Genomic DNA, 25,437 nt, shown 5'->3' on the forward strand with positions numbered 1-25,437 from the left:
TTACGCAAGCAGCTTATCCGGCGGCTCATCGAGCGAACGCGCCATAACGGTTCATTCGTCGTGCGTGATGCCCTCGCCCGTCACCTCCAACCACGATTGCTTGCGACGTTCGAAGATCGAGGCCGTCGGATAAGGCAGATCCCCATCGGCAAAGGCGCCGATCGGCACCGCGACGAACGCGTCCTGCCCTTCGTTGGTGTAGAATACGGTTCCTCCGCAATCGGGGCACCAGCGATACCAGGCGCGCCGGCCGCTATCCGCGATCCGTTCCCACGTCCGGTGCTCCCCCGCGACCTCGACCGATGCCGCCGGGAACCGCGCCTGCGCTGCGAAGGGGCCGCCGGTACGGCGCTGGCACGACTGGCAATGGCAGATCGATACGCGGACGGGGTCGGCGCGACACGTCGCGGTCAGCTGGCCGCAACGACATCGCGCCACCCGCGTCGTCATCACGCCAGCGCCTTCTTCAGCAGCGCGTTCACCACCGCCGGGTTGGCCTTGCCCGCCATCGCCTTCATCGTCTGCCCGACGAAGAAGCCGAACAGCGCCTCCTTGCCGCCGCGATACTGTTCCAGCTGATTGGGGTTCTTCGCCAGCACCTCGGCGATCACCGCCTCGATCGCGCCGGTGTCGCTGGTCTGCTTCAGCCCGCGCTCCTCGACGATCTTGCCCGGCGCGTCGCCCGTCTCCAGCATCGCCTCGAACACCTGCTTGGCGAGGCTGCCCGACAGCGTCCCGTCCGCGACCAGCGCCAGCAGCTCCGCCGCCTGCCCCGGCATCACCGGGCTGTCGCCGATCGTCCGGCCGAGCCGGTTGAGCGCACCGAACAGCTCGCTCGTCACCCAGTTCGCCGCCGCGACGGGCTTGGCGCCCGCGTCGAGCAGCGCATCGAACCAGCGCGCGCTCTCCACCTCCGCGGTCAGCACATGGGCATTGTACGGCGTGATCCCCAGCCCTTCGTAGCGCGCGCGCTTGGCACCCGGCAGTTCGGGCAGGCTGGCACGGCATTCCGCCAGGAACGCCTCGTCCAGTTCCAGCGGCAGCAGGTCGGGATCGGGGAAGTAGCGGTAATCGTGCGCATCCTCCTTCGACCGCATCGATCGCGTCGTGCCGGTGTCGGGGTTGAACAGCCGCGTCTCCTGCTGGATCGCGCCGCCTGCCTCCAGCACCTCGACCTGGCGGTTCGCCTCATGCTCGATCGCCTGCATCACAAAGCGGATCGAGTTGACGTTCTTGGTCTCGGTCCGCGTCCCGAACGGCTCGCCGGGCTTCCTCACGCTGACGTTGACGTCGGCGCGCATCGATCCCTGGTCCATGTTGCCGTCGCACGAGCCGACATAGCGCAGGATCGAGCGCAGCTTGGTCAGATACGCGCCCGCTTCCGCCGGGGAGCGCATGTCGGGCTTCGAGACGATCTCCATCAGCGCCACGCCGGAGCGGTTGAGGTCGACATAGGAGCGCGTCGGATGCTGGTCGTGCATCAGCTTGCCGGCGTCCTGCTCGACATGGATACGCTCGACCCCGATCGTCTTGGTGGCGTCCTCCACCTCGATCTCGATCGCGCCCTCGCCGACCAGCGGATGGTAGAGCTGGCTGATCTGATAGCCCTGCGGCAGATCGGCGTAGAAATAGTTCTTCCGGTCGAACCGCGACCATGTGTTGATCTGCGCCTCGATCGCCATGCCGGTGCGCACCGCCTGGCGGATGCACTCGCGGTTGGGCACCGGCAGCATCCCGGGCATCGCGGCATCGACCAGCGACACCTGCGTGTTCGGCTCCGCGCCGAATGCGGTCGCCGCGCCCGAGAAGAGCTTGGCGTTGGAGGTCACCTGCGCATGCACTTCGAGGCCGATCACGACCTCCCAGTCGCCGGTGGCGCCTTTGATACGGAACGGTGCGGATACGTCAGCCATGATGGGTCTCGGGTGTGATGAGGGTGAGGTCGGGGAAATACCGACGATAGAGGGACTGGTCGCGAGTCAGGATCGGCGCGGACAGCGTCGCCGCCTGCCCACCGATGAGGAAATCCGCGAGAATCGCGTCGCGCTCGCGATGCGCACGCCGATAGTCGCGAAACGCCCGCCCCGCGGCAAAGGCGACGTCCTCGTTGAGCGGCAATATCTCGATGTCGAGCTGGTCGAGCATGTCACGCATTTCGCCGACGCTGGAGAAGTTCGTGGCGATCTCGGCCACGATGACGTGGTTGACGACCAGTTCGTGGCCATCATCGTTCAACCGCTGGATCTGCGCGCGCGACCAGTCCAGCCACTGCGGATCGCGGTTGAACACGTCGATCAGGACATTGCTGTCGACCACGATCACGGCGCAGGCGAACCACGAAGTTCATCCATCGCCTCGGCCGTGGTTTGTCCGGTGGAAAAGCGACCGGAGGCCGCCTTGTCCAGCGCCGCGCGAACGCGCTCATGTCGCGCCTCGGGCGACTCGGCCCGACGTTTGGCCTGAATACGCGACATGATGATCGCCTCGCCCCGGTCGTTGACGCCGACTACCACCGGGGCGCCCGCGACCAGTCCCGCCGCACGCCGCACGGCTTCCGGAATCAACACCTCTCCGTCCGCCGTCATGTCGACGGTGGAGAAGGTCGGAAGGCGGGTCTGGACGTTCATGGCATCCCCTTGGCGTTGGCGGAGCTGACGGAGGTCAGTCTACCACCACCGCCCCGGCCGCGCCACGAAGCCGGCGCGTTCCTCGATCGCCAGCGCGGCGTTCAGCACGCCCTGCTCGTCGAGCGGCTTGCCGATGATCTGCAAGCCCAGCGGCAGCCCCGCTGCGTCCACCCCGCCCGGCACGCTCATCGCGGGCAGTCCGGCGAGGCTCGACGGCACCGTGAACACGTCGTTGAGGTACATCGCGATCGGGTCCGCGCTCTTCTCCCCCAGCGCGAACGCCGCGGACGGCGCGGTCGGGGTCAGCAGCACGTCGCAACGCTCCCACGCGCGCTCGAAATCCTGCGCGATCAGCGTCCGCACCTTCTGCGCCTGCGTATAATAGGCGTCGTAGAATCCCGCCGACAGCACATAGGTGCCGATCAGGATGCGCCGCTTCACTTCGTCGCCGAACCCCTCGGCGCGCGTCTTCGCGTACATCTCCTGAAGGTTCGCGCCATCGGGCAGGTCGCGCAGCCCATAGCGCACGCCGTCATAGCGCGCGAGGTTGGACGACGCCTCCGCCGGCGCGATGATATAATAAGCGGGCAGCGCATATTGGGTGTGCGGCAGCGACACCTCGACGATCTCCGCGCCCGCATCGCGCAGCCATGCGACGCCCTGCTGCCACAGCGCGTCGATCTCGGCCGGCATATCGTCGACGCGATATTCCTTCGGGATGCCGACGCGCTTGCCCTTCAGCAACGCGTTCAGCCCCGCCTCCCACTGCGGCACCGGCAGGTCGAGCGAGGTCGCATCCTTCGCGTCGAACCCCGCCATCGCCTCCAGCATGATCGCGCAGTCGCGCACGTCGCGCGCCATCGGCCCCGCCTGATCGAGCGACGAGGCGAACGCGATCACCCCCCAGCGCGAGCAGCGGCCATAGGTCGGCTTGATCCCGGATATGCCGGTGAAGGCCGCGGGCTGGCGGATCGACCCCCCCGGTATCGGTGCCCGTCGCACCGGGCGCGATCCGTGCCGCGACCGCCGCGGACGATCCGCCCGACGAGCCACCCGGCGCGAGGTCGGCGTTGCCGCCGTCGCCCCGCCGCCACGGACTGACCACATTGCCGAAATAGCTGGTTTCGTTGGACGATCCCATCGCGAACTGGTCCATGTTGAGCTTCCCCAACATGCCCGCGCCCGCGTCCCACAATTTCTGCGAGACGGTCGACTCATACTCGGGTGTGAACCCTTCCAGGATGCGGCTCGCCGCCGCGCTCTGCACGCCTTTGGTGCAGAACAGGTCCTTCATCCCGATCGGCACGCCCGCCATCGGCTTCGGCGTCTCGCCCGCGGCCCGCGCCGTGTCGGCAGCATCGGCGGCGGCGAGCGCATGGTCGGGCGTCTCCACCAGAAAGGCGTTGAGCGGCTTGGCGGCAGCGACAGCGGCGTTGAACGCGGTCGCCACCTCGCGCGCGGAGAAGGTGCCGGCGCGCACGCCGTCGCGGATCTGCGCGATGCCGAGGTCTGTCAGCTCGGTCATTATTCGATCACCTTGGGCACAGTGAAGAAGCCATGTTCGGCCTGCGGCGCATTGGCCAGCACCGCGGTACGGATGCCGCCATCGGTGACGACATCGTCGCGCAGCCGCAGGTGGTTGGGGATGACGGCGGTCATCGGCGCGACGCCGGCGGTATCCACCTCGCCCAGCTGCTCGATGAAGCCCAGGATGGCGCCCAGTTCGGGGGCGAGCCGCTCGGCATCTCCCTCGGTGATGGCGATGCGGGCCAGCGCGGCGATGCGCCGGACGGTGTGGGTGTCGACGGACATGCGCGCGCCGCTACCATTGCGGATGGCGGGAAGGCAACCGGGGCTTCACCCTCCCCCCCGTCATGCCGGGCTTGTCCCGGCATCCAGGGTTCCGCGCGCCCAACCGGCGTGAGCCGCGCGGAACCCTGGACCCCGGCACAGGGCCGGGGTGACGCAGCGGTAGTGACGACGCACGCAGTTGCACCCACCGCAACTCTGGGGCACGGCGATTGCGCTTGCCGCCGCGGCGCTGTTGCCGCACGGCCCGGATGGTGATGGCTCGTTGGTCCGCAGGTTCCTCTATGTCGTCGCGGCGCTGATCGTGCTGGGTCTTGCCGCGGCCTTCGCCTATCGCCTGTGGGGCGTGGAGATGATCCGCATGGCGATGGTGCCGGGCGAGTCGTTCCGCGCGCAATCCGCGATAGGCCCCGATGCGTATCGCGACGACCGCATGTGGCTCGCGCGCCCGGCGCTCAAGGGCAATCCCGCGCTCTGGACGCCCGCCGGCTATCGCGCGCGCCAGCAACCCGGCGGCGCGGCGGTGTTTTTCCTCCACCCCACCTCCTACCTCAACCGCGCGCACTGGAACGCCCCGCTCGACGATCGCGAGGCGAACGAGCGCGCCGCCTTGTTCTTGCGCGCGCAGGCCAGCGCGTTCAACGAGGCGGGCGAGATCTGGGCGCCGCGCTATCGCCAGGCGACGTTTGGTGCGTTCCTCACCGACAAGGCAGCGGCCGAACAGGCGCTGCGCCTCGCCTATGGCGACGTCCTCGCCGCGTTCGACGCCTTCCTCGCGGAGGCCGGCCCGACCCGCCCGATCATCCTCGCCGGGCACAGCCAGGGCGCGCTCCACCTCACGCGCCTGCTCAAGGATCGCGTCGCCGGCACCCCGCTCGCCAAGCGCGTGGTCGCGGCCTATGTCGTCGGCTGGCCGGTGTCGCTCGTCACCGACATCGGCAGGATGGGCCTGCCCGCCTGCACCGCGCCGGACCAGCGCGGCTGCGTGCTGTCGTGGCAGTCGTTCGCGGAGCCCGCCGACCCGACGCTGATCCGCGAGGTCTATGACCGGTCGACCGGGTTCGACGGCCGCCCGCGCCGCGGCACGCCGATGCTGTGCACCAACCCGCTGACCGGCACGATGGGTGGCGCGGCCCCCGCCACCGCCAATCTCGGCACGCTCTTCCCCAACAAGGACCTGAGCGGCGCGACGATCACCCCGGGCCGCGTCCCCGCGCGCTGCGACGACCGCGGGCTGCTGCTGATCGGATCGCCGCCGGACGTGGGGCCGTACACGCTGCCGGGCAACAATTACCACGTGTACGACTACAGCCTGTTCTGGGCCAACGTCCGCGCCGACGCCGCGCGGCGCATGGCGGCCCAAGTGACTGGCAAGTGATAACGCTCGAAGCCACCGAGTTCCGCGCCGCACTGCCCGACGGCGGCCGGCTGCTGGGCCTCGACGTCGGCACCAAGACGGTCGGCACCGCTGTGTGCGACGCCGGCTGGAGCTTCGCCAGCCCGGCGCAGCTGATCCGCCGCACCAAGTTCACGCAGGACAAGGCAGCGCTGGTCGCTCTATCGGCCCAGCAACAGGTCGCCGGCTGGGTCGTCGGCCTGCCGCTCAGCCTGGACGGCACCGACAGCCCGCGCACCCAGTCGATCCGCGCCTTCGCCCGCAACTGCCGCGACGTGCCCTATCCGATCCTGCTATGGGACGAACGCTGGTCCACCGTCTCCGCCGAACGCGCACTGATCGAACAGGACATGAGCCGCGCGAAACGCGCGGAGCGGATCGACAACCACGCGGCCGCGACGATCCTGCAGGCCGCAATCGATGCGCTGGTGATGGTGTGAATGCCTTCGACCTTGCGCGAAAGCGTTGTATCGTTCGTCTGGTGGAAGTTAGTCGTCATCCATTGATCGTCGATTGACAAGCCAGCGAACACCGAACCCGATCGGAGCCGCTACAATTATCGTCGGAAGGATGACCTCGCGCCAAAAGCCAGGGTGGCATTGTACCTCCGGCATGCAATCACCCAGGCTGGCTACGAGGGTCGCCATCGCAAAGACCGGGAAGCCAAACAGGGCAGCCAAGGCACAGCCCCACCGGCCTCCTCTGGTGCTTCCCCCTTTATATCGGCTCTCGTTCATTGGGACACGCTACCATTCTTTGTATTGCTCGTCAGGGCACATGTATGTTGTCCGTCATCCCCGCGGAGGAGGGGATGTGGATTCACGTTTGAAGTGCACCGGTTGAGGCTTGGAGAAATGCCTCGGCGGGGGTTTGGAAGTCGAGGCATTTTCTGGGCGTGTCGTTGAGCCGCTGGGCATAGGCACGCAATTGTGCGGGCGAGAGGTTGTCGAGGTTGGCCTTGCGGGGCAGGAAGCGTCGCAAGCGACCGATGGTGTTCTCGATGCCGCCTTTCTGCCAGGGGCTGCGCACGTCGCAGAAGAAGGTCTGCAGGCCGAGGTGATGCAGGCGCTGATGCTCGGCAAACTCTGTTCCGTTGTCGAAGCTGATGGTGCGGCGGAGCACCTGTGGAACGTCGCGGAGTTGGCGTTCGATGCGCTGTGCGGTGATCGCTGCTTTGCGCGTGGGCGGGTGGTCGAGCAGGGTGAAGCGGGTGGTGCGCTCGTGCAGGACGAGGATGTTGTGGCCGTAGGCGGCGAACAGCATGTAGTCGGCTTCCCAGTGACCGGGCTGCTGGCGCGTCGTCGCCTCGGCCGGGCGCTCGGTGAGGGGGCGGCGCTGGCGGATGAAGCTGGCCGGGCTGCCGCCCTGCATGCGGTACCGACCGCGCCGGGACTTGGCGCGGGGCAGCAGGCGGTGCCAGTAATCCTTCTGGCCTGAGCGATGATAGACGAAGCGGTAGATTGACTCGTGGCTGATGACGGTGCGACCCGTCTCGCGCGCCAGCCGGCCGGCGATCTGCTCGGGCGAATGTCCCATCGCAAGGCTTTGCCTCACCTGGTCCCGCAGGTCCGGTTGGCGCACCAGCTTGAAGCGGCAGTCCCATCGTCGTCGCCGCTGCGCCAGTTCGTGCGCGCGCTGGCGCATAGCCGCCAGGCCAGGCCCTGGTCGCACGGCTGTTGCGACTTACCTCTCGGCTGACCGTCGTGTGGCAGCGCCCGATCGCCGCGCCGATCCGCCGCGATGACCAGCCCGCCTCCCGAAGCCGCGCAATCTCCATCCGCTCGTCAAGGCCGAGCTGCCTGTAGCTGTGTCCCATCGCGCCACCACCCTATCGGTGGTGCACTTCTTTCGTGAGTCCGGGGGATCCATTGACGCTGAGGGTCGCGGATCGAGCCGCGCGGCCTGCGTATATGGATTCCCGCCTTCGCGGGAATGACGGGGAGCAGGATGGCACTGGCCGTCGGGCAGATACTGCCAAGCATGAGCCGATCGTCAAAGCCGCCGTCCCTCCCCCACCCTTGCCCCGCCCGCTTCACCCCGCTACCCGCCCCGTTCGATGCAGCGCTCCGATCATCGCCCCGCCACCCTCATCCCCGGCGGCGCGGTTTTTCCGCACCGTCACCTCACCGGGATCGAGGGGCTTCAGCCGCACGAGATCATGTTCCTCCTCGACGAGGCGGAGACGTGGGTAGAGGCGAACAAGACCCGCGCCACCCCCGACCGGCGGCTGGCGGGCTTCACGCAGATCAACGCCTTCTTCGAGAACAGCACGCGCACGCTGCTGAGCTTCGAGATCGCGGGCAAGCGCCTCGGCGCCGACGTCGTCAACATGCACGCCGCACAGTCGAGCGTGAAGAAGGGCGAGACGCTGATCGACACCGCGATGACGCTCAACGCGATGCGCGCCGACGTCATCGTCATCCGGCACATGTCTAGCGGAGCGGTGCGGCTGATCGCGGGCAAGGTCGACTGCCCGGTGCTCAACGCCGGCGACGGCCGCCACGAACATCCGACGCAGGCGCTGCTCGACGCGCTGACGATCCGCCGCCGGCTGGGCGGCATCGCCAACAAGCGCGTCGTGATCTGCGGCGACCTGCTCCACAGCCGCGTCGCGCGGTCGAACATCCTCGCGCTCACCGCGCTGGCGGCGGAGGTGCGCGTCTGTGCGCCCTCCACGCTGATGCCGCCCGCGATCGAGCGGTTCGGCGTCACCCCCTTCACCGATTTCGACCGCGCGATGGACGGGGCCGACGTGGTGATGATGCTCCGGCTCCAGACCGAGCGGATGACCGGCGGCTATGTCCCCTCGATCCGCGAATATCACCTGCGCTACGGCCTGACGCTCGACCGGCTGGAGCGCTACGCACCCGGCGCGCTGGTGATGCACCCGGGTCCGATGAACCGCGGGGTGGAGATCGACTCGGCGGTCGCCGACCATGTCGAACGCTCCGCGATCACCGAGCAGGTGGCGATGGGGGTCGCGGTGCGGATGGCGTGTCTGGACGTGCTGACGCGCAGGGCGCGCGGCGTGGAGGGCTGGGCATGAGCGACGCGCTTCTCCTGTTCAACGCGCGCCTCGTCTGCCCGGCAGGCGGCGAGCGCGCCGGCGATCTGCTGATCGTCGACGGCGTCATCACCGAGGGTGACGGTCCGCACGACGCGCGCATCGTCGACTGCGGCGGGCGGCTGCTGGCACCGGGGATCGTCGACCTGGGCGTCGGCACGATCGACCGCGCTGCGGCACGCGCGGGCGGGATCGTCCGCGTCGCTCCCCTTCCCGACCAGTCGCCGGTGCTCGACGAGCCGGGCGCGGTGCAGCGGCTCGCGCTGATCGGCCGCCCGGACCTGTGGATCCACCCGATCGCCGCCGCCACGCGCGGGTTGCAGGGCACCGATCTCGCCGAAATGGCGGTGTGCCGCTCGGCCGGCGCGCGGGCGGTGGGGACCGGGCGGCGCTGGATCGCGGATTCGGGCGTCATGCACCGCGTGCTCGCCTATGCGCGCGACCTCGACATCACCGTCGTGGCCCATGCCGAGGATGCCGGGCTGGTCGGCGATGCGGTGGCGAGCGCGGGCGAGACCGCGTCGCGGCTCGGCCTGCCCGCCGCGCCCGCGCTGGCGGAGGCGCTGGCGATCGCGCGCGACCTGATGCTGGCGGAGGATACCGGTGCGCGGCTCCATTTGCGCTGCGTCACCACGGCCGCCGGCTTCGCGCTGGTGAAGGCGGCGAAGGCGCGCGGCGTGCGCGTCACCTGCGGCACCACGCCCGCCTATCTGCTGCTGTCGGATATCGCGATGAGCGATTTCCGCACCTTCGCGCACCTCTCGCCCCCGCTGCGCAGCGAGGCGGATCGCCAGGCGGCGCTGGCGGCGCTGGCGGACGGGACGATCGACGTGCTGTCGTCCGGCCACGATCCGCGCGGGCCGGAGGAGAAGCGCCTCCCCTATGCCGACGCCACCGCCGGCGCGGCGGATGCGGCGACGCTGCTCGCACTGTCGCTGGGGCTGGTGCGCGACGGCCATGTGTCGCTGCCGCGGCTGTTCGCGCTGCTGGCGACCGGGCCGGCGTCGGTGCTCGGGCTGGAGACGGGGACGCTGGCGCCGGGGATGCCGGGCGACGTGATCCTGATCGACGAACACGCACCGTGGCGGATCGACGCCGATACGCTGCCGGGCCAGGCCGGAAATACGCCGTTCGACGGCCTGCCGGTGCAGGGCCGGGTGAAGGCGATGTGGAAGGGCGGGCGGGAGATAAACTAGCCCCTCCTCTTTAGAGGAGGGGTTGGGGTGGAGCGATGTCTCACCGAGACCGTCGCTTTTAGCTCGTGACAGCCCCACCCCAACCCCTCCCCTGAAGGGGAGGGGCTTAGAACTACCTAGCCGCCAGCTGCACCGCAGCCTTGCCCGGCGCGCGCAGCCATGCCGCCATCTGGTCCCCCGCGGTCGCGCGGACGAAGCACATGCCGCCCTTCGCCCGATAGCCGCGGCACAGCGCCACCGCGTCGCCGCGGGTGAACCCGCCCACCGACAGGCGATAGAAGGTCGCGCCCTTCACCGACGCGCTCACCCCGTTGGGGCGATGCTGCGCCAGTGCGGGCAGCCGCCGCGTCGCGCGATGCCAGCCGTCCTTCGCCACGCCGGCATTCTGGAACGCGCCCAGCTGCACCACCCAATCGCCCTTGGCCGCCACCTTCGCGATCGGCGCGCGCGCGGTCGCGGTCATCCGCTTCGCCGCCGCGACCTTGTACGCGTCGGGCGCCGCGATCATCGGGATCGGTGCCGACACCGTCTCGACCGGGGCCACCGCGGCGGTCGCCACCGGCGGCACGTCCCGCGACACCAGAGCGGCCTCCGCCGCCGCATCGGCGCGGCCCGGCATGAAGGCATCGACCGAGGCGGTCGCCACCGGCGGCGCGCCCGCCAGCGCCAGCGCCACCGGCTGCCCCGGATCGACCGCCGGGGTCACGCCCAGCAGCGACGCGACCTGATCCGCCGCCGAGGTCGGCCGTGCGAACGCCGCCCATTGCTCGATGCGGCGATCGACCTCGCCCGCATCCATGTCCATCGCGACCATCGCGCGCGCCTCCGCCCAGCGCCCGGACAGCGCCAGCGCCAGCGCGAGATTCTGCCGCGTCTTCGCATCCGATGCCGGCCCGCGCGCCGCCGCGGTCAGCACCTCGACGCCCCCCGCCGGATCGCCCGCCAGCGCCAGCGCCAGCCCGCGGTCGGCCGGCGCGATCGCCGCGCTATGCGCATCCAGCGTCTCGCGCGCCGCATCCCAGCGCCCGCTCGCGATCCGCGCCAGCGCCAGGTTCAGCGCGATCGTGCCATCGTCGGGGCGCAGCGTCAGCACGTCGGCGAACGCCTGCTCCGCCGAGGCGAAGCGCCCGCCGCGCAGATAGGCATTGCCCAGCAGCGTGCGATAGCCGGAGTCGGCGCCGTCCAGCGACACCGCATCCTCGGCAAAGCCGATCGCCTTGTTCCACTGCTTCTTCGCCAATGCCTTCTGCGCCCGGGCGGCGCTGTCGGCGGCGTTCTTCTGCGCCTTGGCGTCGACGCGTGCGCTGGCCACGGCGGGGGCGGCGCCGTGCGTCACGGTCACGGCGGCGCCCGCCAGCAGCAGCGCGGACATGCCCGCGCCGGCGATGGTGCGAATGGTCATCGGCTCAGTCCCCCCGAACGATCTTGGTATCGCCCGCCGCCAGCTGCGCCTGCAGCGCATCCACCTCGGGCATGGTGCCGATCAGCGCGTCGAGCGCCTCGGTCACGATCTGTTGCGCGGACCGCCCGCGCACCGCGCTCGCCAGCCGCAGCCGCAAGTGGCGATCCGCGTCCAGCCGCAGCGTGAACGCGGCCTTGCGCCCACCCGCCACCCGCGCCACGGGCGCCTCGACCACCACCGGCGTTGCGACCGGCGCGGGCGTCAGCGCGGCGACGAGCTGCGCGCGCTCCTCCAGCACCAGCGGCAACGGTTCGGGCACCAGCGCAGGCACGACCGGCTCGGGCGAGCCCATGTCGTTCCAGCCCAGATCCTCCTCCGCGCCCCCCGGCAAGGCGGTGAGCGAGGTTGGCGCCTGGCGCCGCATCGCGGGCCGTGCCTGTCCCTTGCGCGCCAGCAACCCGGAGGTCAGCGACGCCATCGGCTTCGAGTTCAGCATGGCTCAGTTCACCACCCGGCGGCCGAAGCCACCCGCCTGCGGCCGTACCGAGCTGTAGCCCGCCGTCCCCGGCTTGGGCGGCGCGAACACGGTGCGGCGAAAGTTCTTTTCCAGCCGGTCGGAGATATAGGTCCACAATTCGGTGATCTCGGCCGCCGACTTGCCCTTGGGATCGACCTCCATCACCGTGCGCCCGTCGATCATCGACGCCGCGAAATCGGTGCGCTGGTGGATCGTGATCGGCGCGACGGTGCCGTGCTGCGACAGCGCGACCGCGGCGTCGCTGGTGATCCGCGCCTTGGGCGTGGCCGCGTTGACGACGAAGATCAGCGGCTTGCCGGAGCGGTCGCACAGGTCGACGGTGGCGCCGACCGCGCGCAGGTCGTGCGGGCTGGGGCGCGTCGGGATCACGATCAGCTCGGCGACCTGGATCACGCTCTGGATCGCCATCGTGATCGCGGGCGGCGTGTCGATGACGGCCAGCTTGAACCCCTGCTGGCGCAGCGTCTCCAGATCGGCGGCGAGGCGCGCGACGGTGGTCTGCGCGAAGGCGGGATATTCGTCCTGCCGCTCGTTCCACCAATCCGCCAGCGACCCCTGCGGATCGATGTCGATCAGCACGACGGGACCGGCGCCGGCCAATTGTGCCTGCACCGCCAGATGTCCCGACAGCGTGGTCTTGCCCGACCCGCCCTTTTGCGATGCCATCGCCAATACGCGCATGTCGACGCTCGCGCTCCTCGTTGTTTCTTGGGAGCGGGATGCCACGCCGGGGTGGACGAACCGTTAACGGCGCCTGTTCAGCTGTCCCAGATAGGAATTGGTTAACGGCTTTGCCCCATGGGGTAACTAAGGCATGTTGCCCGCGGGTATCGGTGGGGATGGTTCGATGAAGGTCTGGGGTGGCGTGGCACTGGCGGCATTGGCGCTGACGGCGGTATCGGCGGGGGCCGACGTGAAGACGGGCGTCGAAGCCTGGGGTCGCGGCGACTATGCCAAGGCGGTCGCCGAATGGCGCACGCCCGCCACGCGCGGCGATGCCGATGCGCAGTTCAACCTGGGCCAGGCATACAAGCTCGGCCGCGGCGTGCCCGCGGATCAGGCGCAGGCGACCGAATGGTTCCGCAAGGCCGCCGCCCAGGGGCATGAACAGGCGGTCGACAATTACGGCCTCGCACTGTTCCAGGACGGGCGCAAGGCGGAGGCGCTGCCGTGGCTGGAGAAGTCGGTCGCGCGCGACGAGAAGCGCACCGAGCTGGTGCTGGGCACCATGCTGTTCAACGGCGACGGTATCTCGCGCGACTGGACGCGCGCCTATGCGCTGGTGACGCGCTCCTCGCAGCAGGGACTGCCGCAGGGATCGCAGACGCTGGCGCAGATGGACCGCTATATTCCCGAGGGGCAGCGCCGCGAAGGCATCGCCATGGCGCAGCAGATCGAGGCACGCGGCCGCGCGGCACAGGTCGCCGCCGCCACGCCCAATCCGGCGCGCCCGACGACGGTGACGTCCGGTCCGGCACGCCCCACCCCGCCCTCGGCGCTCCCGCCGCGCGGCATCGCCACCACGCCGGTGCCCGCCTCCAGCGTGCCCGGCGCGACCTATCCCGCGCCGACCATGGTCACCCCGCCCCGAGCGCCGCGTCCGGCGGCGACCTCGGCCACGGTCCAGACGGCGCAAGCCCCCCATCCCGCGCCGAAGCCGGCCGCGAAGCCCGCCGCCACGGGTGGTGCATGGCGCATCCAGCTCGGCGCCTTCCGCGACGCCGGCAACGCCCGCGCGCTCTGGTCGCGCGTCGGCGCACGTACCGGCGGCTCGCCCGATTACGTCCAGGCCGGCACCCTTACCCGCCTCCAGGCCACCGGCTTCCCCTCCCGCGCCGCGGCGCAGAGCGCCTGCGCGAAGGCCGGCGGCGGCTGCGTGGTGGTGGCGCCTTAGTTTTTCGCGGGACATCCCCTCCCACCCGTCACCCCGGACTTGTTGCGGGGTCCAGGGTCCCGCACGCCGTCAAGTGTGAGGCGCGTGGAACCCTGGATGCCGGGACAAGCCCGGCATGACGAAGGGAGACAGGTCCACCCCGTCATGCCGGACTTGATCCGGCATCCATCGCGCCGCACGCACCGTCATCGTTGCGCACGCGGCACCACGCACCCCGGGTCAAGCCCGGGGTGACGAGGGCACTCGCCCCACCTATTGCAGCGGAACGATCACCTCGTCCGGGTGCGCGACGTTCAGTTCCTTGCGCACCAGCTCATCGACCATATCGGGGTTGGCATGCCGCGGATCGAGCAGCGCGACGCGGTTCTTCAGCATCGTGCGGCGCTGGTCCAGCGCGGCATAGGCGCGCTCGCGCTGGACGATCTGGCGCTTGTAGTCGCCCAGCGCCAGCACGCCGTTCGGCCCCAGCATCGCATAGGCACCGAAGAACGTCAGCACGGCCACGAACATCGCCGGCGCGAGCGCGCGGCGGAGCGTGGCCTTGAGCGGATGGTGCTTGCGCGGCATGATGGCGCGATCCTCGCGCGCCATCCGCCGCTTGGCAAGCGTTATCGCGGGAAAATCAGCGCGTGCGCAGCACGTCGCGACCCGCATAATGCGCGATGTCGCCCAATTCTTCCTCGATTCGAATCAGTTGATTATACTTTGCGAGCCGGTCCGAGCGCGCGAGACTACCCGTCTTGATCTGTCCGCAGTTGGTCGCCACCGCCAGATCGGCGATCGTGGCATCCTCGGTCTCGCCCGAACGGTGCGACATGACCGCGGTATAGCCCGCGCGCTCCGCGACGCGGATCGCCTCCAGCGTCTCGGTCAGCGTGCCGATCTGGTTGACCTTCACCAGCAGCGAATTGGCCAGCCCGCGCGAGATACCGTCGCGCAACCGCTTCGGATTGGTGACGAACAGATCGTCGCCGACCAGCTGGACCTTCCCACCGACCGCATCGGTCAGCGCCTTCCAGCCCTCGAAATCGTCCTCGGCCATGCCGTCCTCGATCGACAGGATCGGGTAGCGCGCGACCAGATCGGCGAGATATTCCGCCATCGCCCCCGGCTCCAGCGTCAGATTCTCGCCCGAGATGACGTACTTGCCGTCCTTGAAGAATTCGGTCGCGGCGCAGTCGAGCGCCAGCATCACGTCGTCGCCCGGGGTATAGCCCGCCGCCTCGATGCTCTTCATGATGAAGTCGAGCGCGTCGGTGGTGCTCGCCAGATTGGGCGCGAACCCGCCCTCGTCACCCACCGCGGTCGCCAGCCCCTTGTCGTGCAGCCCCTTCTTCAAGGTGTGGAAAATTTCCGAGCCGCAGCGCACCGCATCCGCCAGCGTCGGCGCACCGACCGGCATGATCATGAATTCCTGAAAATCGATCGGATTGTCGGCATGTTCGCCGCCGTTGATGATGTTCATCATCGGCACCGGCAGGACATGCGCGGACACGCCGCCGACATAGCGGTACAGCGGCAGCCCGCGTGCATCCGCCGCCGCCTTCGCCACCGCCAGGCTGACGCCCAGGATCGCGTTCGCGCCCAGCCGGCCCTTGTTCTCGGTGCCGTCCAGCTCGATCATCGCGCGGTCGATGTCGATCTGGTCCTCGGCATCCATGCCCAGCACCGCGTCGACGATCTCGTCGTTGACCGCATCGACCGCCAGGTCGACGCCCTTGCCGCCCCATTTCGCCTTGTCGCCGTCGCGCTTCTCGACCGCCTCGTGCGCGCCGGTCGACGCGCCGGAGGGCACCGCCGCGCGGCCGAAGCTGCCATCCTCCAGCAGCACGTCGACCTCGACGGTCGGGTTGCCGCGGCTGTCGATGATGCGGCGGCCGTGCAGGTCGATGATTGCGGTCACGTAACGTTCCCCCTATCTTGGTGCCGATGGCGGCAGGACGGGGTCGCCTTAGCGGCCATGGTGCGTCGCCGCAAATGCTGCCGGACGCGCGACGCGGATGCGTTCACCAGGATCAGGCAGCGGAACCGCCGCCGCGTCCTCGGGTTGTTTCGCTTCGAAGATGAAAGGGATTCAGATGGCCGACCAACAGGATCGCGACACGATCACCCCGACGACCGACGGCGACATCGCGCCGCCGCCGACCGGCACCACCTTCCAGCCCGAACCGTCGCTGGGCGAGACCGCCTCCTTCACGCCCGAAAGCGGGGACAAGGGCAACGGCATCGCCGGCGCGAAGCAGGCGCTGCTCGACAATGTCGCCAAGGGACGCGAGCAGGCCGGCGACAAGGCGCGCCTGTTCGCGGAGGACGGCAAGGCGAGGGCGACCAGCGCGCTGGGCCAGCTTTCCTCGATGCTGACCGACGCCGCCACACAGGTCGACGAGAAGCTGGGCGAGCAATATGGCCAATATGCGCGCCAGGCCGCCGATCGCGTTCAGGGCTTTTCCAGCGCGGTGGATTCGAAGAGCGTCGACGATCTGGTCGCCGACGTCCGCGAGCTGGTCAAAAAGAGTCCGGCGGTCGCCGTCGGCGTCGCCGCGGGGTTGGGCTTCGTCGTCGCGCGCCTGCTCTCCTCCGGCCTCGACCAGCGCCCCGACCAGAGCGACGCCTGATCGATGGACCTGCGCGAGCCGGTGCTGGACGATCGCAGCATCCCCCATCTCGTCTCCCGCCTGACCGGCGACGCGCGCGAAGTGGCGCGCGCGGAGATCGCGCTCGCCAAGGCGAAGGCGGGCGCGGCGGTGACGCGCTATCGCACCGCCGCGATCTATTTCGCGGTCGCGGGCGTGCTCGCGCTGGCGGCGCTGATCGCGTTGCTAGTGGGGCTGATCCTGTCGCTGGCGACGCTGGTGGGGCCGGGTTTCGCGACGCTGATCGTCATCGGCGCGACGCTCGCGGCGGCGGCGGCGCTGGCCTTCGCCGGCAAGTCGAGGCTGTCGCGATGAGCGAGGTGGAGGCAGCGGAGGCCCGCGCGCTCGCCGCCCGCTCGCGGCTCAACGGCACCGTCGAGGCGCTGCAAAGCGAACTCGCGCCCGAGAAGCTGGCGCGCGTCGCTCTGGCGGAGGTCAGCGATGGCGGCGCGCGCGCGGCGCAAGCCTCGCTCGACGCCGCGCGCCGCAACCCCGCCGCGATCGCGGGCGCCGGCGCGCTCGCCCTCGCGGTGCTCAACCGCAAACGTATCGCGGGCCTGTTGCGCCGGTTGCGCGGCAAGGCCTGAACACCCTTTTCGTCCGTCCGCCCGAAAGGAATGGATCATGACCGACAACGATACCCAGAACGACCATCATGGGCGCCTGCGCGACGGCATCGACACCGCGCGCGACAAGGCGACCGCCGCCTATGACGCCACCCGCGAGAAGGCCAGCGACGCCGCGCATGTCGCGGCGGACGCGATCGAGACCAACCCGCTGGGCCTCGTCGTCGGCGGGCTGGCGCTCGGCGCGCTCGTCGCCGCGGTGATCCCGCGCAGCCAGCGCGAGAAGGACCTGCTCGCCCCCGTCGGCAAGAAGGTCAGCGCGGCCACCGTCGCCGCGATCGCGGCGGCAAAGGAGGCGGGCCGCGCCGAGCTCGACAATCTCGGGCTGAACAAGGGCGCGGCGAAGGACCAGGCGCGCTCGCTGTTCCAGGGCGTGCTGAAGGCCGCGACGACCGCGGGCGCCGCCGCGGCGCAGGCGGGCAAGGAACAGGTGAAGGGCGACGCCGCCACCGGTGCCTGATCCGCCCCCTTCAAAATCGTCGCGGCCGACGCTAATGCGGGCATCGACGGATGACGTCCGCCACGGGACGATCGAGGAGAGCCGGCGCACGACGATCGCTTCGTCGCGCGCCGGCTCTGCCGTATCGAGCGGTGGCGGACGGCATCCGACCTGTCTCTTCCCCAAGGAGCCCGCGCATGAGCAAGCTGCATCTGGTCTTCGGCGGTCGCGTCAGCGATCCGCGCACGCTGGGATTCGACGACCTGACGTCGATCGAGGTCGTCGGCATCTACCCCGATTATGCCAGCGCCGAAAAGGCATGGCGCGCCGCCGCGCAGCGCACCGTCGACGATGCCGAGATGAAATACGTCGTCGTCCACCTCCACCGCCTGCTGGAGCCGGACCTGCTGGCGAAGCCGGGGGCGTAATTCCAGCACCCCGGCAAGGCTGGAACCGTTGCAAGATCTCTGGACGTCATGCCGAACTTGTTCCCCGGCGACGGCCGGGGTCCAGTGTCGTTCGGCTCGTAAGATGCTGGAACCACTCGCGACTAGACCCCGGCCTTCGCCGGGGAACAGAAAGAGACTGGATTTTTGTATCGGTTCCGAACGAGTCCGGGGTGATTGTGCCGGGCCTTAAAACAGCTCGTCCAGCGCGCGGTGCAACTCGCGCCGCGTCTCGTCCAGCTCGTCGATCCCCAGCGCGGTCAGGAACGCGCGCTGCGCCTCGGCGCCGAACCCGCCGAGATCGCGCCAGCCGATGAAGATGTCGCGATATGGATCGCCGACCCCCAGCCGCCCGACATCGATGCACCCTGCGATCGTGCCGTCATCGCCCAAGATGACGTTGCCGAGCGAGAAGTCGCCGTGCACCACCACCCGCCCGCGCGCATGCCCCGCCAGCGCCTCCACCTTGGCCAGGACGCGCGCCGCGCTCCAGCCGGCATGCTCATCGTCAAAATCCTCGACGTCGATCTGCCCCTTCGCGACCAGCCGCCGGACGACCGGCAGCCATGCCGCCACGCTCGAATCGAACGGACAATCGTCGACCGGCACCGCATGCAGCCGTTGCAGAAAGGCGGCGAGCGCCTGCGCCACCGCTACCGCGCGCCGCCGATCCGCCTTGATGTAATCGCCCGCCGACAGGCCGTGCAGCGCGGACGTCAGCAGCCACGCCGCGCCCTACTCCTCGACCGCCGCGACGATGCGCGCCGCGGGTACGCGACCCGACAGCCACGCCAGCCGCGCCGCCTCGTCGGCGACCAGTGGCGCCGCTGGGCCGCGGCCCACCTTCAGGAAGCAATCGCCATCGACGCGAAAGACCTCCGCGCCGGATTGCCCATCCTCGACCACCACCGGCCGACGATCGCCGAGCCAAGCGGCGATCGCACCCGGCGCGCGCACGTCAGATGAACTCGATCTTCGACACCACATAATAACGGTCGCCCGCCGGCACCGACACCTCGACCTCGTCGTCGACGCTGCGCCCGATCAGCGCGCGGCCCAGCGGTGAATTGTAGCTGATGCGTCCGGTCTTCGCGTCCGCCTCGGTCTGGCCGACGATCTGGTACTTCACCGGCTTGTCGTCGTCGTCGAGCAGGGTGACGGTCGCGCCGAACACGATCTTGTCGCCCGACAGGTCGCGCGGATCGATGATCTGCGCGCGGCTCAGCTTGTCCTCGATGTCGGCGATCGACGCCTCGACCTGCCCCTGCCGCTCCTTCGCCGCATGATATTCGGCATTTTCCGACAGGTCGCCGTGCGCGCGCGCTTCCTCGATCGCATCCACGATCAGCGGGCGTTCGGTCTTCAGGCGCTTCAGGTCCGCGGTCAGCTTCTCATAGCCTTCCTGCAGCATCGGCATCTTGTCGACGGTCGCCATCGCTAGTCCTTCAAAAATCAGGCCCCAAAACCGACAAGCGGGCGGCCCCCCGGGTGGGAGGCCGCCCGCACTGTCCGAAACTGTGGGGATCAGTTGTGCGGCTGCGAATAATAGGCCTGTAGCGGTCGCACTTCAAGGTTGCGCGCGGCCCCGTCGCGCGTCGCCGCACGGATCGCGTCCGCCGCCTGCACCGCCGCGGAGGCGGTGGTGAAATACGGCACCTTGCCGTTGACCGCCGACGCGCGGATCGGCTGCGAATCCTGCAGGCTCTGCCAGCCTTCGGTGGTGTTGAAGATCAGCGCGATATCGCCGTCCTTGATCCGGTCGACGATATGCGGCCGCCCCTGCGCCACCTTGTTGACGCGCTCCACCGGCAATCCGGCACGCGACAGGTGATCCGCGGTGCCCCCGGTCGCGACGATCGCGAACCCGGCCTCGACCAGCGCGCTGACCGCGGGGACGATCGCGTCCTTGTCGCCGTCCTTGACGCTGACGAACACCGCGCCCCCGGTCGGCAGCACGGTGCCCGCGCCAAGCTGCGACTTGGCGAAGGCGGTGGTGAAATCGTGCGAAATCCCCATCACTTCGCCCGTGCTCTTCATCTCCGGCGACAGCACCGGATCGATGCCCGGAAAGCGCGTGAACGGGAACACCGCCTCCTTCACCGCATAATAATCGATGTGGCGGTCAATCGCGGGCAGGTCGCGCAGCTTCTCGCCCGCCATCACGCGGCTCGCGATCTTCGCGATCGGCGCGCCGATCGCCTTGGCGACGAACGGCACCGTGCGCGACGCTCGCGGGTTCACCTCGATCAGATAGACCCGACCGTCCTTCACCGCGAACTGGATGTTCATCAGGCCCTTGACGTCCAGCCCGCGCGCCAGCGCCTCGGTCTGGCGCTCGATCTCCGCGATCACCTCCGCGGGCAGCGAATAGGGCGGGATCGAACAGGCGCTGTCACCCGAATGGACCCCCGCCTCCTCGATATGCTGGAGCACGCCCGCGACCACCACGTCGTCGCCGTCGCAGATCGCGTCGACATCCACCTCGGTCGCATCGCGCAGATACTGGTCGATCAGCACCGGCGCGTCGCCCGACACCTGCACCGCGGTCTGGATATAATTCTCCAGCTGCTGGTCGCTGTCGACGATCTCCATCGCGCGCCCGCCCAGCACATAGCTGGGCCGCATCAGTACCGGATAGCCGATGCGGTTGGCGACGTTCAGCGCTTCGTCGCGGCTGCGCGCGATGCCGTTGGCGGGCTGGAGCAGCTTCAACCGGTTGACCAGCGCGGCAAACCGTTCGCGGTCTTCCGCCAGGTCGATCGCATCCGGGCTGGTGCCCAGGATCGGGATCCCCGCCTTCTCCAGCGCGCGCGCGAGGTTCAGCGGCGTCTGCCCGCCGAACTGGACGATCACGCCGACCAGCTCGCCGGCCTGTTGCTCGACATGCAGGATCTCCAGCACGTCCTCCGCGGTCAGCGGCTCGAAATACAGGCGATCCGACGTGTCGTAATCGGTCGACACCGTCTCCGGGTTGCAATTGACCATGATCGTCTCGAATCCGGCATCCACCAGCGCGAAACAGGCATGGCAGCAGCAATAATCGAACTCGATCCCCTGCCCGATCCGGTTCGGCCCGCCGCCCAGGATCACGATCTTGCGCCGCTCCGATGGCTGCGCCTCGTTCTCCGGCTCGCCGAAGCTGCCTGAGGTAAAACTGGGCGCCTCATAGGTCGAATACATATACGGCGTCTTCGCGTCGAACTCCGCGGCGCAGGTGTCGATCCGCTTGAACACCGGGCGCACGCCCAGCTTCAGGCGATGCTCGCGCACCTCCTCCTCGGTCACGCCGCCGGTCATCGCCCTGACCGCCTCGTGGATCAGCCCGGAACCACGCGCGATCCCGCGCTCCATGCCGCGCAGGTTGGCGGATTGCAGCGCCAGCCACGCGAGGCGCTTGTCGCTGAAGCCCATCGCCTTCAGCCGGCGCATCCCCGCCGCCTCGATCGGCAGGCCGTCCTTCATCACCTCGCGCTCGGCCCCGATGATCTCGGCGATCCGCTCGATGAACCAGGGGTCGAACTTCGCGATCGCGTTCACCTCGGCGACGGTGAAGCCCTCGCGCAACGCCTGCGCCGCCACCAGCAGCCGGTCCGGGGTTGGCGAGGCGAGCGCCGCCTCGATCTCCGCGCGCGGCGCGCCCACCAGCCGCTCGACATTGTTGAAGCCGGACAGCCCGGTCTCCAGCCCGCGCAGCGCCTTCTGCATCGATTCGTGGATGTTGCGGCCGATCGCCATCACCTCACCGACGCTCTTCATCGCGGTGCCCAGCGTCGCCTGCGCGCCCTTGAACTTCTCGAACGCGAAGCGCGGGATCTTGGTCACGACATAGTCGATGGTCGGCTCGAACGACGCCGGCGTCGCGCCGGTGATGTCGTTCTCGATCTCGTCGAGCGTGTAGCCGACCGCCAGCTTCGCCGCGACCTTGGCGATCGGGAAGCCGGTCGCCTTGGACGCCAGCGCCGAGGAGCGCGACACGCGCGGGTTCATCTCGATCACGATCAGCCGGCCGTCCTTCGGATTGACCGCGAACTGGACGTTGGAACCGCCTGTTTCGACGCCGATTTCGCGCAGCACCGCGATGCTGGCGTTGCGCATGATCTGGTATTCCTTGTCGGTCAGCGTCAGCGCGGGCGCGACCGTGATGGAATCGCCCGTATGGACGCCCATCGGATCGACATTCTCGATCGAGCAGATGATGATGCAATTGTCCGCGCGGTCGCGGACCACCTCCATCTCATATTCCTTCCACCCGAGCAGCGACTCCTCGATCAGCACCTCGGTGGTGGGCGATGCGTCCAGCCCCTTGCGGACGATCTCCAGGAACTCCTCGCGATTGTACGCGACGCCGCCGCCTGTCCCGCCCAGCGTGAAGCTGGGGCGGATGATCGCGGGCAGCCCGACCTTCTCCAGCCCGTCGAGCGCCTCGGCCTCGGTATGCGCGATATGGCTGCGCGCGCTTTCCAGCCCGATCTTGTCCATCGCATCGCGGAACTTCAGCCGGTCCTCGGCCTTGTCGATCGCCTCCGCATCGGCGCCGATCATCTGGACGCCGAACTTCTCCAGCGTGCCGTCGCGGAACAACGCCAGCGCGGTGTTGAGCGCGGTTTGCCCCCCCATCGTGGGAAGAACCGCGTCGGGCCGCTCACGTTCGATGATCTTTGCGACAACATCGGGCGTGATCGGCTCGACATACGTCGCGTCGGCCAGCTCGGGATCGGTCATGATCGTCGCCGGGTTCGAATTGACCAGGACGATGCGATAGCCCTCTTCCTTGAGCGCCTTGATCGCCTGCGTGCCCGAATAATCGAACTCGCACGCCTGCCCGATGATGATCGGACCCGCGCCGATGACGAGGATGGAGGAGATGTCGGTGCGTTTGGGCATTGCTATATCGATCTCGTTGCATACGTTGATTGCAGTGCAATCACTGGAGAGAGAAAGTGGGCAGCGTCACTATCCGCAATCTTGACGACGCGGTGAAGCAGAGCGCGCGGCTGGAGGCTGCCCGCAACGGACGATCGTTGGAGGCCGAGTTGCGCGCGCTGCTGGAGCGCAGCTACCCGCCTGCCGCGAACGATCGGGCAGCGCAGGTGCGCGCCATGTCCAGCGACGCCTTCGTCGATCACCTGATCCGCACCGCCAACGGCGCGACACTCGACGTGATCGACCGTCCGCACGACGACGAGGCGGAGGTGTTCGGTGCTGGTTGACACCAACGTCTGGAGCGAATTGTCGCGGCCGCGCCCCGACGAGCGGGTACGCCGCTGGTTCGCCGACAACCTTTCCGACTGCATGCTTTCGTCGATCGTGCTCGCGGAGATGCGATACGGCGTCGCGCTGGCGGACGGATCGCGGCGCACGGAACTCGATGCCTTCGTGGCCGACCTGCTAACCCGGTTAAGCGACCGGATCGTCGATTTCGACGCCAATGCCGCCGCCGTCTGGGGGCCGCTGCGCGCGCGGCTCCAACGATCGGGCATGCTGATCGGCGAGCGCGACATGCTCATCGCCGCGCAGGCGGTGGCGCGCGACATCCCGCTGGTCACCCGGAACGTTTCGGACATGGCGAGGACCGACGCCGTCATCGTCAATCCCTGGCTGGATTGACGCGACCGTTTTCGCGCAGCGTTCCCACGAAGCGCTCGAACAGATAGAAACTGTCCTGCGGCCCCGGTGACGCTTCCGGATGGTATTGCACGCTGAACGCCGGCCGATCGGTCAACTCCAGCCCCGCATTCGACCCGTCGAACAGCGACACATGCGTCTCGCGCGCATTCTGCGGCAGCGTGTCGCGTTCCACCGCGAAGCCATGGTTCATGCTGGTGATTTCCACCGCGCCGTCCGACAGCCGCTTGACCGGATGGTTGGCACCACGATGGCCCTGGAACATCTTGGTGGTCCTCGCCCCCACTGCCAGCCCCAGCAGTTGGTGTCCCAGACAGATGCCGAACAGCGGCTTGCCCGTCTCCAGCAGCTTCTGGATCACCGGCACCGCATATTCGCCGGTAGCAGCAGGATCGCCGGGGCCGTTGGACAGGAAGATGCCGTCCGGCTCCAGCGCCATGATCTCGTCGAACGTCGCTTGCGCAGGCACGACGGACACTTTAGCCCCAGCCTGAACAATGTTTCGGAAGATATTAAACTTGCTGCCATAGTCGATCGCAACGACATGCGGACGATCGCTGCTCTGCCCCGCTTCCACGGCACCATCGCCAACATCGAACCCGAAACCGAGCCGCCAGATGCCGCCCTCCCACGTCCCGTGCGTCTCGCGCGTCACGTCCTTGGCGAGGTCCATCCCCTCCAGCCCCGGCCAGCCGCGCGCCATCGCCAGCAGCGCGGGGAGGTCGAAAGTGCCCTCGGGCGAATGCGCCACCACGCCGTTGGGCGCGCCGCCGCCGCGGATGCGCCGCGTCAGCGCGCGGGTGTCGATGCCGGCGAGGCCGATGCGCGTGTGCCGCTTCATCCAGCCGTCGAGATTCTCCATCGCGCGGAAGTTCGACGGCGCGGTCGGATCCTCGCGCACGATCATCCCCAGCGCGTGCGGATTGTCCGCCTCCACGTCGTCCGGGTTGGCGCCGACATTGCCGATATGCGGGAAGGTGAAGGTGATGATCTGACCCGCAAACGACGGATCGGTCATGATTTCCTGATAGCCGGTCATCGCGGTGTGGAAGCACACCTCGCCCACCGCCGCGCCCTCGGCGCCGAAGCCACGGCCCCATGCCACCTCGCCACTCGCCAGGACGAGGACGCCGGTGGCCCCCTCCGGTTGCGGGACGCGCGAAATGTCGGGCTCGGCCATGGTGGGCAAGCACTCCTCAGGTTGGTTTGCAGCAATGTCGCTAAGCCCCGCCCGCTAGTGTCCCGGCCCCCTCGCGTCAACCGTTCAGCATCGCTATCCGGGTGCGCATGATTCGAGACGACATCAAGCAAGCCCAGATCGCCGCCATGAAGGCCGGCGACAAGGAAACCCGCGCCGCGATCGGCCTGATCCAGGCCGCGGTGAAGAACCGCGACATCGAGGCACGCACCGGCGGCGCGCCCGCGAACGACGATGCGCTGGTGATCGAAGTGCTTCAGAAGATGGTGAAACAGCGCCGCGAATCGATCGCCATGTACGAACAGGGCGGCCGCGCCGAACTCGCCGCCGCCGAGGCCGCCGAGGTCGCGGTAATCGAACGCTTCCTGCCCGCGCAGATGAGCGAGGAGGACACCAAGGCCGCGATCGAGGCGATCAAGGCTGACCTGGGCGCGAGCGGCATGAAGGACATGGGCCGCGTCATGGCCGAACTGAAGGCACGTCATGCGGCGACGCTGGACATGAGCAAGGCGTCGGGGCTGGTGAAGGCGGCACTGTCGTAGGT

At 68.8% G+C, this 25,437-nt stretch carries 28 protein-coding genes and 2 pseudogenes; 13 read left to right on the forward strand and 17 right to left on the reverse strand.

Annotated elements, in window-relative coordinates; translation table 11 throughout:
• Window positions 1-51: 51 nt before the first annotated feature.
• From PGN14_RS12910 to gatC, 6 genes and pseudogenes are all read right to left on the reverse strand, one after another.
• Window positions 52-450, reverse strand: coding sequence for a GFA family protein (locus PGN14_RS12910; RefSeq protein ID WP_335300095.1), 399 nt, complete (start codon window positions 448-450; stop codon window positions 52-54).
• The gene (gene gatB / locus PGN14_RS12915; RefSeq protein WP_335299925.1) at window positions 450-1,913 is read right to left on the reverse strand and encodes an Asp-tRNA(Asn)/Glu-tRNA(Gln) amidotransferase subunit GatB; all 1,464 of its coding nucleotides are present in this window, start codon (window positions 1,911-1,913) and stop codon (window positions 450-452) included. The genes PGN14_RS12910 and gatB overlap by 1 nt, the downstream gene beginning before the upstream one ends.
• Complete coding sequence (locus tag PGN14_RS12920; RefSeq protein WP_335299926.1) at window positions 1,906-2,316, reverse strand: type II toxin-antitoxin system VapC family toxin; 411 nt, start codon at window positions 2,314-2,316, stop codon at window positions 1,906-1,908. Before PGN14_RS12920 ends, gatB begins: the two co-directional genes overlap by 8 nt.
• Before the next feature lie 2 nt (window positions 2,317-2,318).
• Window positions 2,319-2,627 carry a hypothetical protein gene (locus PGN14_RS12925; protein ID WP_335299927.1) on the reverse strand — a complete coding sequence of 103 codons (309 nt, stop codon included), beginning with the start codon at window positions 2,625-2,627 and terminating at the stop codon, window positions 2,319-2,321.
• A gap of 39 nt (window positions 2,628-2,666) precedes the next feature.
• A pseudogene (gene gatA, locus PGN14_RS12930) lies at window positions 2,667-4,152 on the reverse strand (Asp-tRNA(Asn)/Glu-tRNA(Gln) amidotransferase subunit GatA).
• Window positions 4,152-4,439: an Asp-tRNA(Asn)/Glu-tRNA(Gln) amidotransferase subunit GatC gene (gatC, locus tag PGN14_RS12935; protein WP_335299929.1), complete on the reverse strand. Its 288-nt coding sequence runs from the start codon at window positions 4,437-4,439 to the stop codon at window positions 4,152-4,154. The pseudogene gatA and the gene gatC overlap by 1 nt, the downstream one beginning before the upstream one ends.
• 262 nt (window positions 4,440-4,701) lie before the next feature.
• On the opposite strand from gatC, the gene PGN14_RS12940 reads away from it, so the two are divergent.
• Both PGN14_RS12940 and ruvX read left to right on the forward strand, forming a co-directional pair.
• Window positions 4,702-5,814: a DUF3089 domain-containing protein gene (locus PGN14_RS12940; protein WP_335299930.1), complete on the forward strand. Its 1,113-nt coding sequence runs from the start codon at window positions 4,702-4,704 to the stop codon at window positions 5,812-5,814.
• A complete protein-coding gene (ruvX, locus tag PGN14_RS12945; RefSeq protein ID WP_335299931.1) occupies window positions 5,811-6,272 on the forward strand; it encodes a Holliday junction resolvase RuvX in 462 nt (153 codons plus the stop codon). Before PGN14_RS12940 ends, ruvX begins: the two co-directional genes overlap by 4 nt.
• A gap of 379 nt (window positions 6,273-6,651) precedes the next feature.
• Here ruvX and PGN14_RS12950 read toward each other — a convergent pair.
• A pseudogene (locus tag PGN14_RS12950) lies at window positions 6,652-7,648 on the reverse strand (IS30 family transposase).
• Window positions 7,649-7,888: 240 nt separating this feature from the next.
• Here PGN14_RS12950 and PGN14_RS12955 point away from each other — a divergent pair.
• Together PGN14_RS12955 and PGN14_RS12960 are read left to right on the forward strand one after the other, a co-directional pair.
• A complete protein-coding gene (locus PGN14_RS12955) occupies window positions 7,889-8,878 on the forward strand; it encodes an aspartate carbamoyltransferase catalytic subunit (protein WP_335299933.1) in 990 nt (329 codons plus the stop codon).
• Window positions 8,875-10,092 carry a dihydroorotase gene (locus PGN14_RS12960; RefSeq protein ID WP_335299934.1) on the forward strand — a complete coding sequence of 406 codons (1,218 nt, stop codon included), beginning with the start codon at window positions 8,875-8,877 and terminating at the stop codon, window positions 10,090-10,092. Before PGN14_RS12955 ends, PGN14_RS12960 begins: the two co-directional genes overlap by 4 nt.
• A 112-nt stretch (window positions 10,093-10,204) precedes the next feature.
• Here PGN14_RS12960 and PGN14_RS12965 read toward each other — a convergent pair whose 3' ends face one another.
• Genes PGN14_RS12965 through PGN14_RS12975 form a run of 3 tightly spaced genes read right to left on the reverse strand, consistent with a single transcriptional unit; the run spans window position 10,205 to window position 12,713 of the window.
• A complete protein-coding gene (locus tag PGN14_RS12965) occupies window positions 10,205-11,494 on the reverse strand; it encodes an SPOR domain-containing protein (protein WP_335299935.1) in 1,290 nt (429 codons plus the stop codon).
• A gap of 4 nt (window positions 11,495-11,498) precedes the next feature.
• Complete coding sequence (locus tag PGN14_RS12970; protein WP_335299936.1) at window positions 11,499-11,990, reverse strand: hypothetical protein; 492 nt, start codon at window positions 11,988-11,990, stop codon at window positions 11,499-11,501.
• Window positions 11,991-11,993: 3 nt separating this feature from the next.
• On the reverse strand, window positions 11,994-12,713 hold the full coding sequence (locus PGN14_RS12975) for a ParA family protein (protein ID WP_335299937.1): 720 nt from the start codon (window positions 12,711-12,713) through the stop codon (window positions 11,994-11,996).
• A gap of 166 nt (window positions 12,714-12,879) precedes the next feature.
• Here PGN14_RS12975 and PGN14_RS12980 point away from each other — a divergent pair, with 166 nt between their 5' ends.
• On the forward strand, window positions 12,880-13,926 hold the full coding sequence (locus PGN14_RS12980) for an SPOR domain-containing protein (protein ID WP_335299939.1): 1,047 nt from the start codon (window positions 12,880-12,882) through the stop codon (window positions 13,924-13,926).
• 252 nt (window positions 13,927-14,178) lie between these two features.
• On the opposite strand, the gene PGN14_RS12985 is transcribed toward PGN14_RS12980, so the two are convergent.
• Together PGN14_RS12985 and eno are read right to left on the reverse strand one after the other, a co-directional pair.
• Window positions 14,179-14,493: an FtsB family cell division protein gene (locus PGN14_RS12985; protein ID WP_335299941.1), complete on the reverse strand. Its 315-nt coding sequence runs from the start codon at window positions 14,491-14,493 to the stop codon at window positions 14,179-14,181.
• Window positions 14,494-14,548: 55 nt separating this feature from the next.
• Entirely contained in the window at window positions 14,549-15,829 is a 1,281-nt protein-coding gene (eno, locus tag PGN14_RS12990) for a phosphopyruvate hydratase (RefSeq protein ID WP_335299943.1), read from the reverse strand.
• Window positions 15,830-16,004: 175 nt separating this feature from the next.
• On the opposite strand from eno, the gene PGN14_RS12995 reads away from it, so the two are divergent.
• The 5 genes from PGN14_RS12995 to PGN14_RS13015 all read left to right on the forward strand — a co-directional run bounded on the left by PGN14_RS12995 (window position 16,005) and on the right by PGN14_RS13015 (window position 18,052).
• Window positions 16,005-16,541, forward strand: coding sequence for a hypothetical protein (locus tag PGN14_RS12995; protein ID WP_335299944.1), 537 nt, complete (start codon window positions 16,005-16,007; stop codon window positions 16,539-16,541).
• Between the two features lie 3 nt (window positions 16,542-16,544).
• Window positions 16,545-16,874, forward strand: a complete 330-nt coding sequence (locus PGN14_RS13000; RefSeq protein ID WP_335299945.1) for a phage holin family protein — start codon at window positions 16,545-16,547, stop codon at window positions 16,872-16,874.
• Window positions 16,871-17,146 carry a phosphatase gene (locus PGN14_RS13005; protein WP_335299946.1) on the forward strand — a complete coding sequence of 92 codons (276 nt, stop codon included), beginning with the start codon at window positions 16,871-16,873 and terminating at the stop codon, window positions 17,144-17,146. Before PGN14_RS13000 ends, PGN14_RS13005 begins: the two co-directional genes overlap by 4 nt.
• 37 nt (window positions 17,147-17,183) lie before the next feature.
• The gene (locus PGN14_RS13010; RefSeq protein ID WP_335299947.1) at window positions 17,184-17,645 is read left to right on the forward strand and encodes a hypothetical protein; all 462 of its coding nucleotides are present in this window, start codon (window positions 17,184-17,186) and stop codon (window positions 17,643-17,645) included.
• Between the two features lie 176 nt (window positions 17,646-17,821).
• A complete protein-coding gene (locus PGN14_RS13015) occupies window positions 17,822-18,052 on the forward strand; it encodes a DUF4170 domain-containing protein (RefSeq protein ID WP_335299948.1) in 231 nt (76 codons plus the stop codon).
• A 207-nt stretch (window positions 18,053-18,259) separates the two neighbouring features.
• On the opposite strand, the gene PGN14_RS13020 is transcribed toward PGN14_RS13015, so the two are convergent.
• From PGN14_RS13020 to carB, 4 genes are all read right to left on the reverse strand, one after another.
• A complete protein-coding gene (locus tag PGN14_RS13020; protein ID WP_335300096.1) occupies window positions 18,260-18,793 on the reverse strand; it encodes a phosphotransferase in 534 nt (177 codons plus the stop codon).
• Window positions 18,794-18,805: 12 nt separating this feature from the next.
• Window positions 18,806-19,027, reverse strand: coding sequence for a hypothetical protein (locus tag PGN14_RS13025; protein ID WP_335299950.1), 222 nt, complete (start codon window positions 19,025-19,027; stop codon window positions 18,806-18,808).
• Between the two features lies 1 nt (window position 19,028).
• Complete coding sequence (greA, locus tag PGN14_RS13030; protein WP_335299952.1) at window positions 19,029-19,505, reverse strand: transcription elongation factor GreA; 477 nt, start codon at window positions 19,503-19,505, stop codon at window positions 19,029-19,031.
• An 89-nt stretch (window positions 19,506-19,594) separates the two neighbouring features.
• The gene (carB, locus tag PGN14_RS13035) at window positions 19,595-22,954 is read right to left on the reverse strand and encodes a carbamoyl-phosphate synthase large subunit (RefSeq protein ID WP_335299954.1); all 3,360 of its coding nucleotides are present in this window, start codon (window positions 22,952-22,954) and stop codon (window positions 19,595-19,597) included.
• A 56-nt stretch (window positions 22,955-23,010) separates the two neighbouring features.
• Between carB and PGN14_RS13040 the strand changes: the two genes are divergently transcribed.
• The gene (locus tag PGN14_RS13040; RefSeq protein ID WP_335299955.1) at window positions 23,011-23,280 is read left to right on the forward strand and encodes a FitA-like ribbon-helix-helix domain-containing protein; all 270 of its coding nucleotides are present in this window, start codon (window positions 23,011-23,013) and stop codon (window positions 23,278-23,280) included.
• Window positions 23,270-23,677 (forward strand): PIN domain-containing protein, encoded by a 408-nt coding sequence (locus PGN14_RS13045; protein ID WP_335299956.1) that lies wholly within the window; start codon window positions 23,270-23,272, stop codon window positions 23,675-23,677. Before PGN14_RS13040 ends, PGN14_RS13045 begins: the two co-directional genes overlap by 11 nt.
• Here PGN14_RS13045 and carA read toward each other — a convergent pair.
• The gene (gene carA / locus PGN14_RS13050) at window positions 23,658-24,875 is read right to left on the reverse strand and encodes a glutamine-hydrolyzing carbamoyl-phosphate synthase small subunit (RefSeq protein WP_335299957.1); all 1,218 of its coding nucleotides are present in this window, start codon (window positions 24,873-24,875) and stop codon (window positions 23,658-23,660) included. The two genes, PGN14_RS13045 and carA, sit on opposite strands and share 20 nt — an antisense overlap.
• A gap of 107 nt (window positions 24,876-24,982) precedes the next feature.
• On the opposite strand from carA, the gene PGN14_RS13055 reads away from it, so the two are divergent.
• Complete coding sequence (locus tag PGN14_RS13055) at window positions 24,983-25,435, forward strand: GatB/YqeY domain-containing protein (RefSeq protein ID WP_335299958.1); 453 nt, start codon at window positions 24,983-24,985, stop codon at window positions 25,433-25,435.
• The last annotated feature ends 2 nt before the right edge of the window (window positions 25,436-25,437 follow it).

Source organism: Sphingomonas adhaesiva (genome assembly GCF_036946305.1).
Taxonomy (GTDB): domain Bacteria; phylum Pseudomonadota; class Alphaproteobacteria; order Sphingomonadales; family Sphingomonadaceae; genus Sphingomonas; species Sphingomonas adhaesiva_B.

Excerpts from the sequence above, each read along its gene's own strand:
- PGN14_RS12910 (WP_335300095.1), bottom strand. The coding sequence starts at position 450 with ATGACGACGCGGGTGGCGCGATGTCGTTGCGGCCAGCTGACCGCGACG.
- gatB (WP_335299925.1), bottom strand. The coding sequence starts at position 1,913 with ATGGCTGACGTATCCGCACCGTTCCGTATCAAAGGCGCCACCGGCGAC.
- PGN14_RS12925 (WP_335299927.1), bottom strand. The coding sequence starts at position 2,627 with ATGAACGTCCAGACCCGCCTTCCGACCTTCTCCACCGTCGACATGACG.
- gatC (WP_335299929.1), bottom strand. The coding sequence starts at position 4,439 with ATGTCCGTCGACACCCACACCGTCCGGCGCATCGCCGCGCTGGCCCGC.
- PGN14_RS12955 (WP_335299933.1), top strand. The coding sequence starts at position 7,889 with ATGCAGCGCTCCGATCATCGCCCCGCCACCCTCATCCCCGGCGGCGCG.
- PGN14_RS12960 (WP_335299934.1), top strand. The coding sequence starts at position 8,875 with ATGAGCGACGCGCTTCTCCTGTTCAACGCGCGCCTCGTCTGCCCGGCA.
- PGN14_RS12965 (WP_335299935.1), bottom strand. The coding sequence starts at position 11,494 with ATGACCATTCGCACCATCGCCGGCGCGGGCATGTCCGCGCTGCTGCTG.
- PGN14_RS12970 (WP_335299936.1), bottom strand. The coding sequence starts at position 11,990 with ATGCTGAACTCGAAGCCGATGGCGTCGCTGACCTCCGGGTTGCTGGCG.
- PGN14_RS12975 (WP_335299937.1), bottom strand. The coding sequence starts at position 12,713 with ATGCGCGTATTGGCGATGGCATCGCAAAAGGGCGGGTCGGGCAAGACC.
- PGN14_RS12980 (WP_335299939.1), top strand. The coding sequence starts at position 12,880 with ATGAAGGTCTGGGGTGGCGTGGCACTGGCGGCATTGGCGCTGACGGCG.
- PGN14_RS12985 (WP_335299941.1), bottom strand. The coding sequence starts at position 14,493 with ATGCCGCGCAAGCACCATCCGCTCAAGGCCACGCTCCGCCGCGCGCTC.
- PGN14_RS12995 (WP_335299944.1), top strand. The coding sequence starts at position 16,005 with ATGGCCGACCAACAGGATCGCGACACGATCACCCCGACGACCGACGGC.
- PGN14_RS13000 (WP_335299945.1), top strand. The coding sequence starts at position 16,545 with ATGGACCTGCGCGAGCCGGTGCTGGACGATCGCAGCATCCCCCATCTC.
- PGN14_RS13005 (WP_335299946.1), top strand. The coding sequence starts at position 16,871 with ATGAGCGAGGTGGAGGCAGCGGAGGCCCGCGCGCTCGCCGCCCGCTCG.
- PGN14_RS13010 (WP_335299947.1), top strand. The coding sequence starts at position 17,184 with ATGACCGACAACGATACCCAGAACGACCATCATGGGCGCCTGCGCGAC.
- PGN14_RS13015 (WP_335299948.1), top strand. The coding sequence starts at position 17,822 with ATGAGCAAGCTGCATCTGGTCTTCGGCGGTCGCGTCAGCGATCCGCGC.
- greA (WP_335299952.1), bottom strand. The coding sequence starts at position 19,505 with ATGGCGACCGTCGACAAGATGCCGATGCTGCAGGAAGGCTATGAGAAG.
- carB (WP_335299954.1), bottom strand. The coding sequence starts at position 22,954 with ATGCCCAAACGCACCGACATCTCCTCCATCCTCGTCATCGGCGCGGGT.
- carA (WP_335299957.1), bottom strand. The coding sequence starts at position 24,875 with ATGGCCGAGCCCGACATTTCGCGCGTCCCGCAACCGGAGGGGGCCACC.
- PGN14_RS13055 (WP_335299958.1), top strand. The coding sequence starts at position 24,983 with ATGATTCGAGACGACATCAAGCAAGCCCAGATCGCCGCCATGAAGGCC.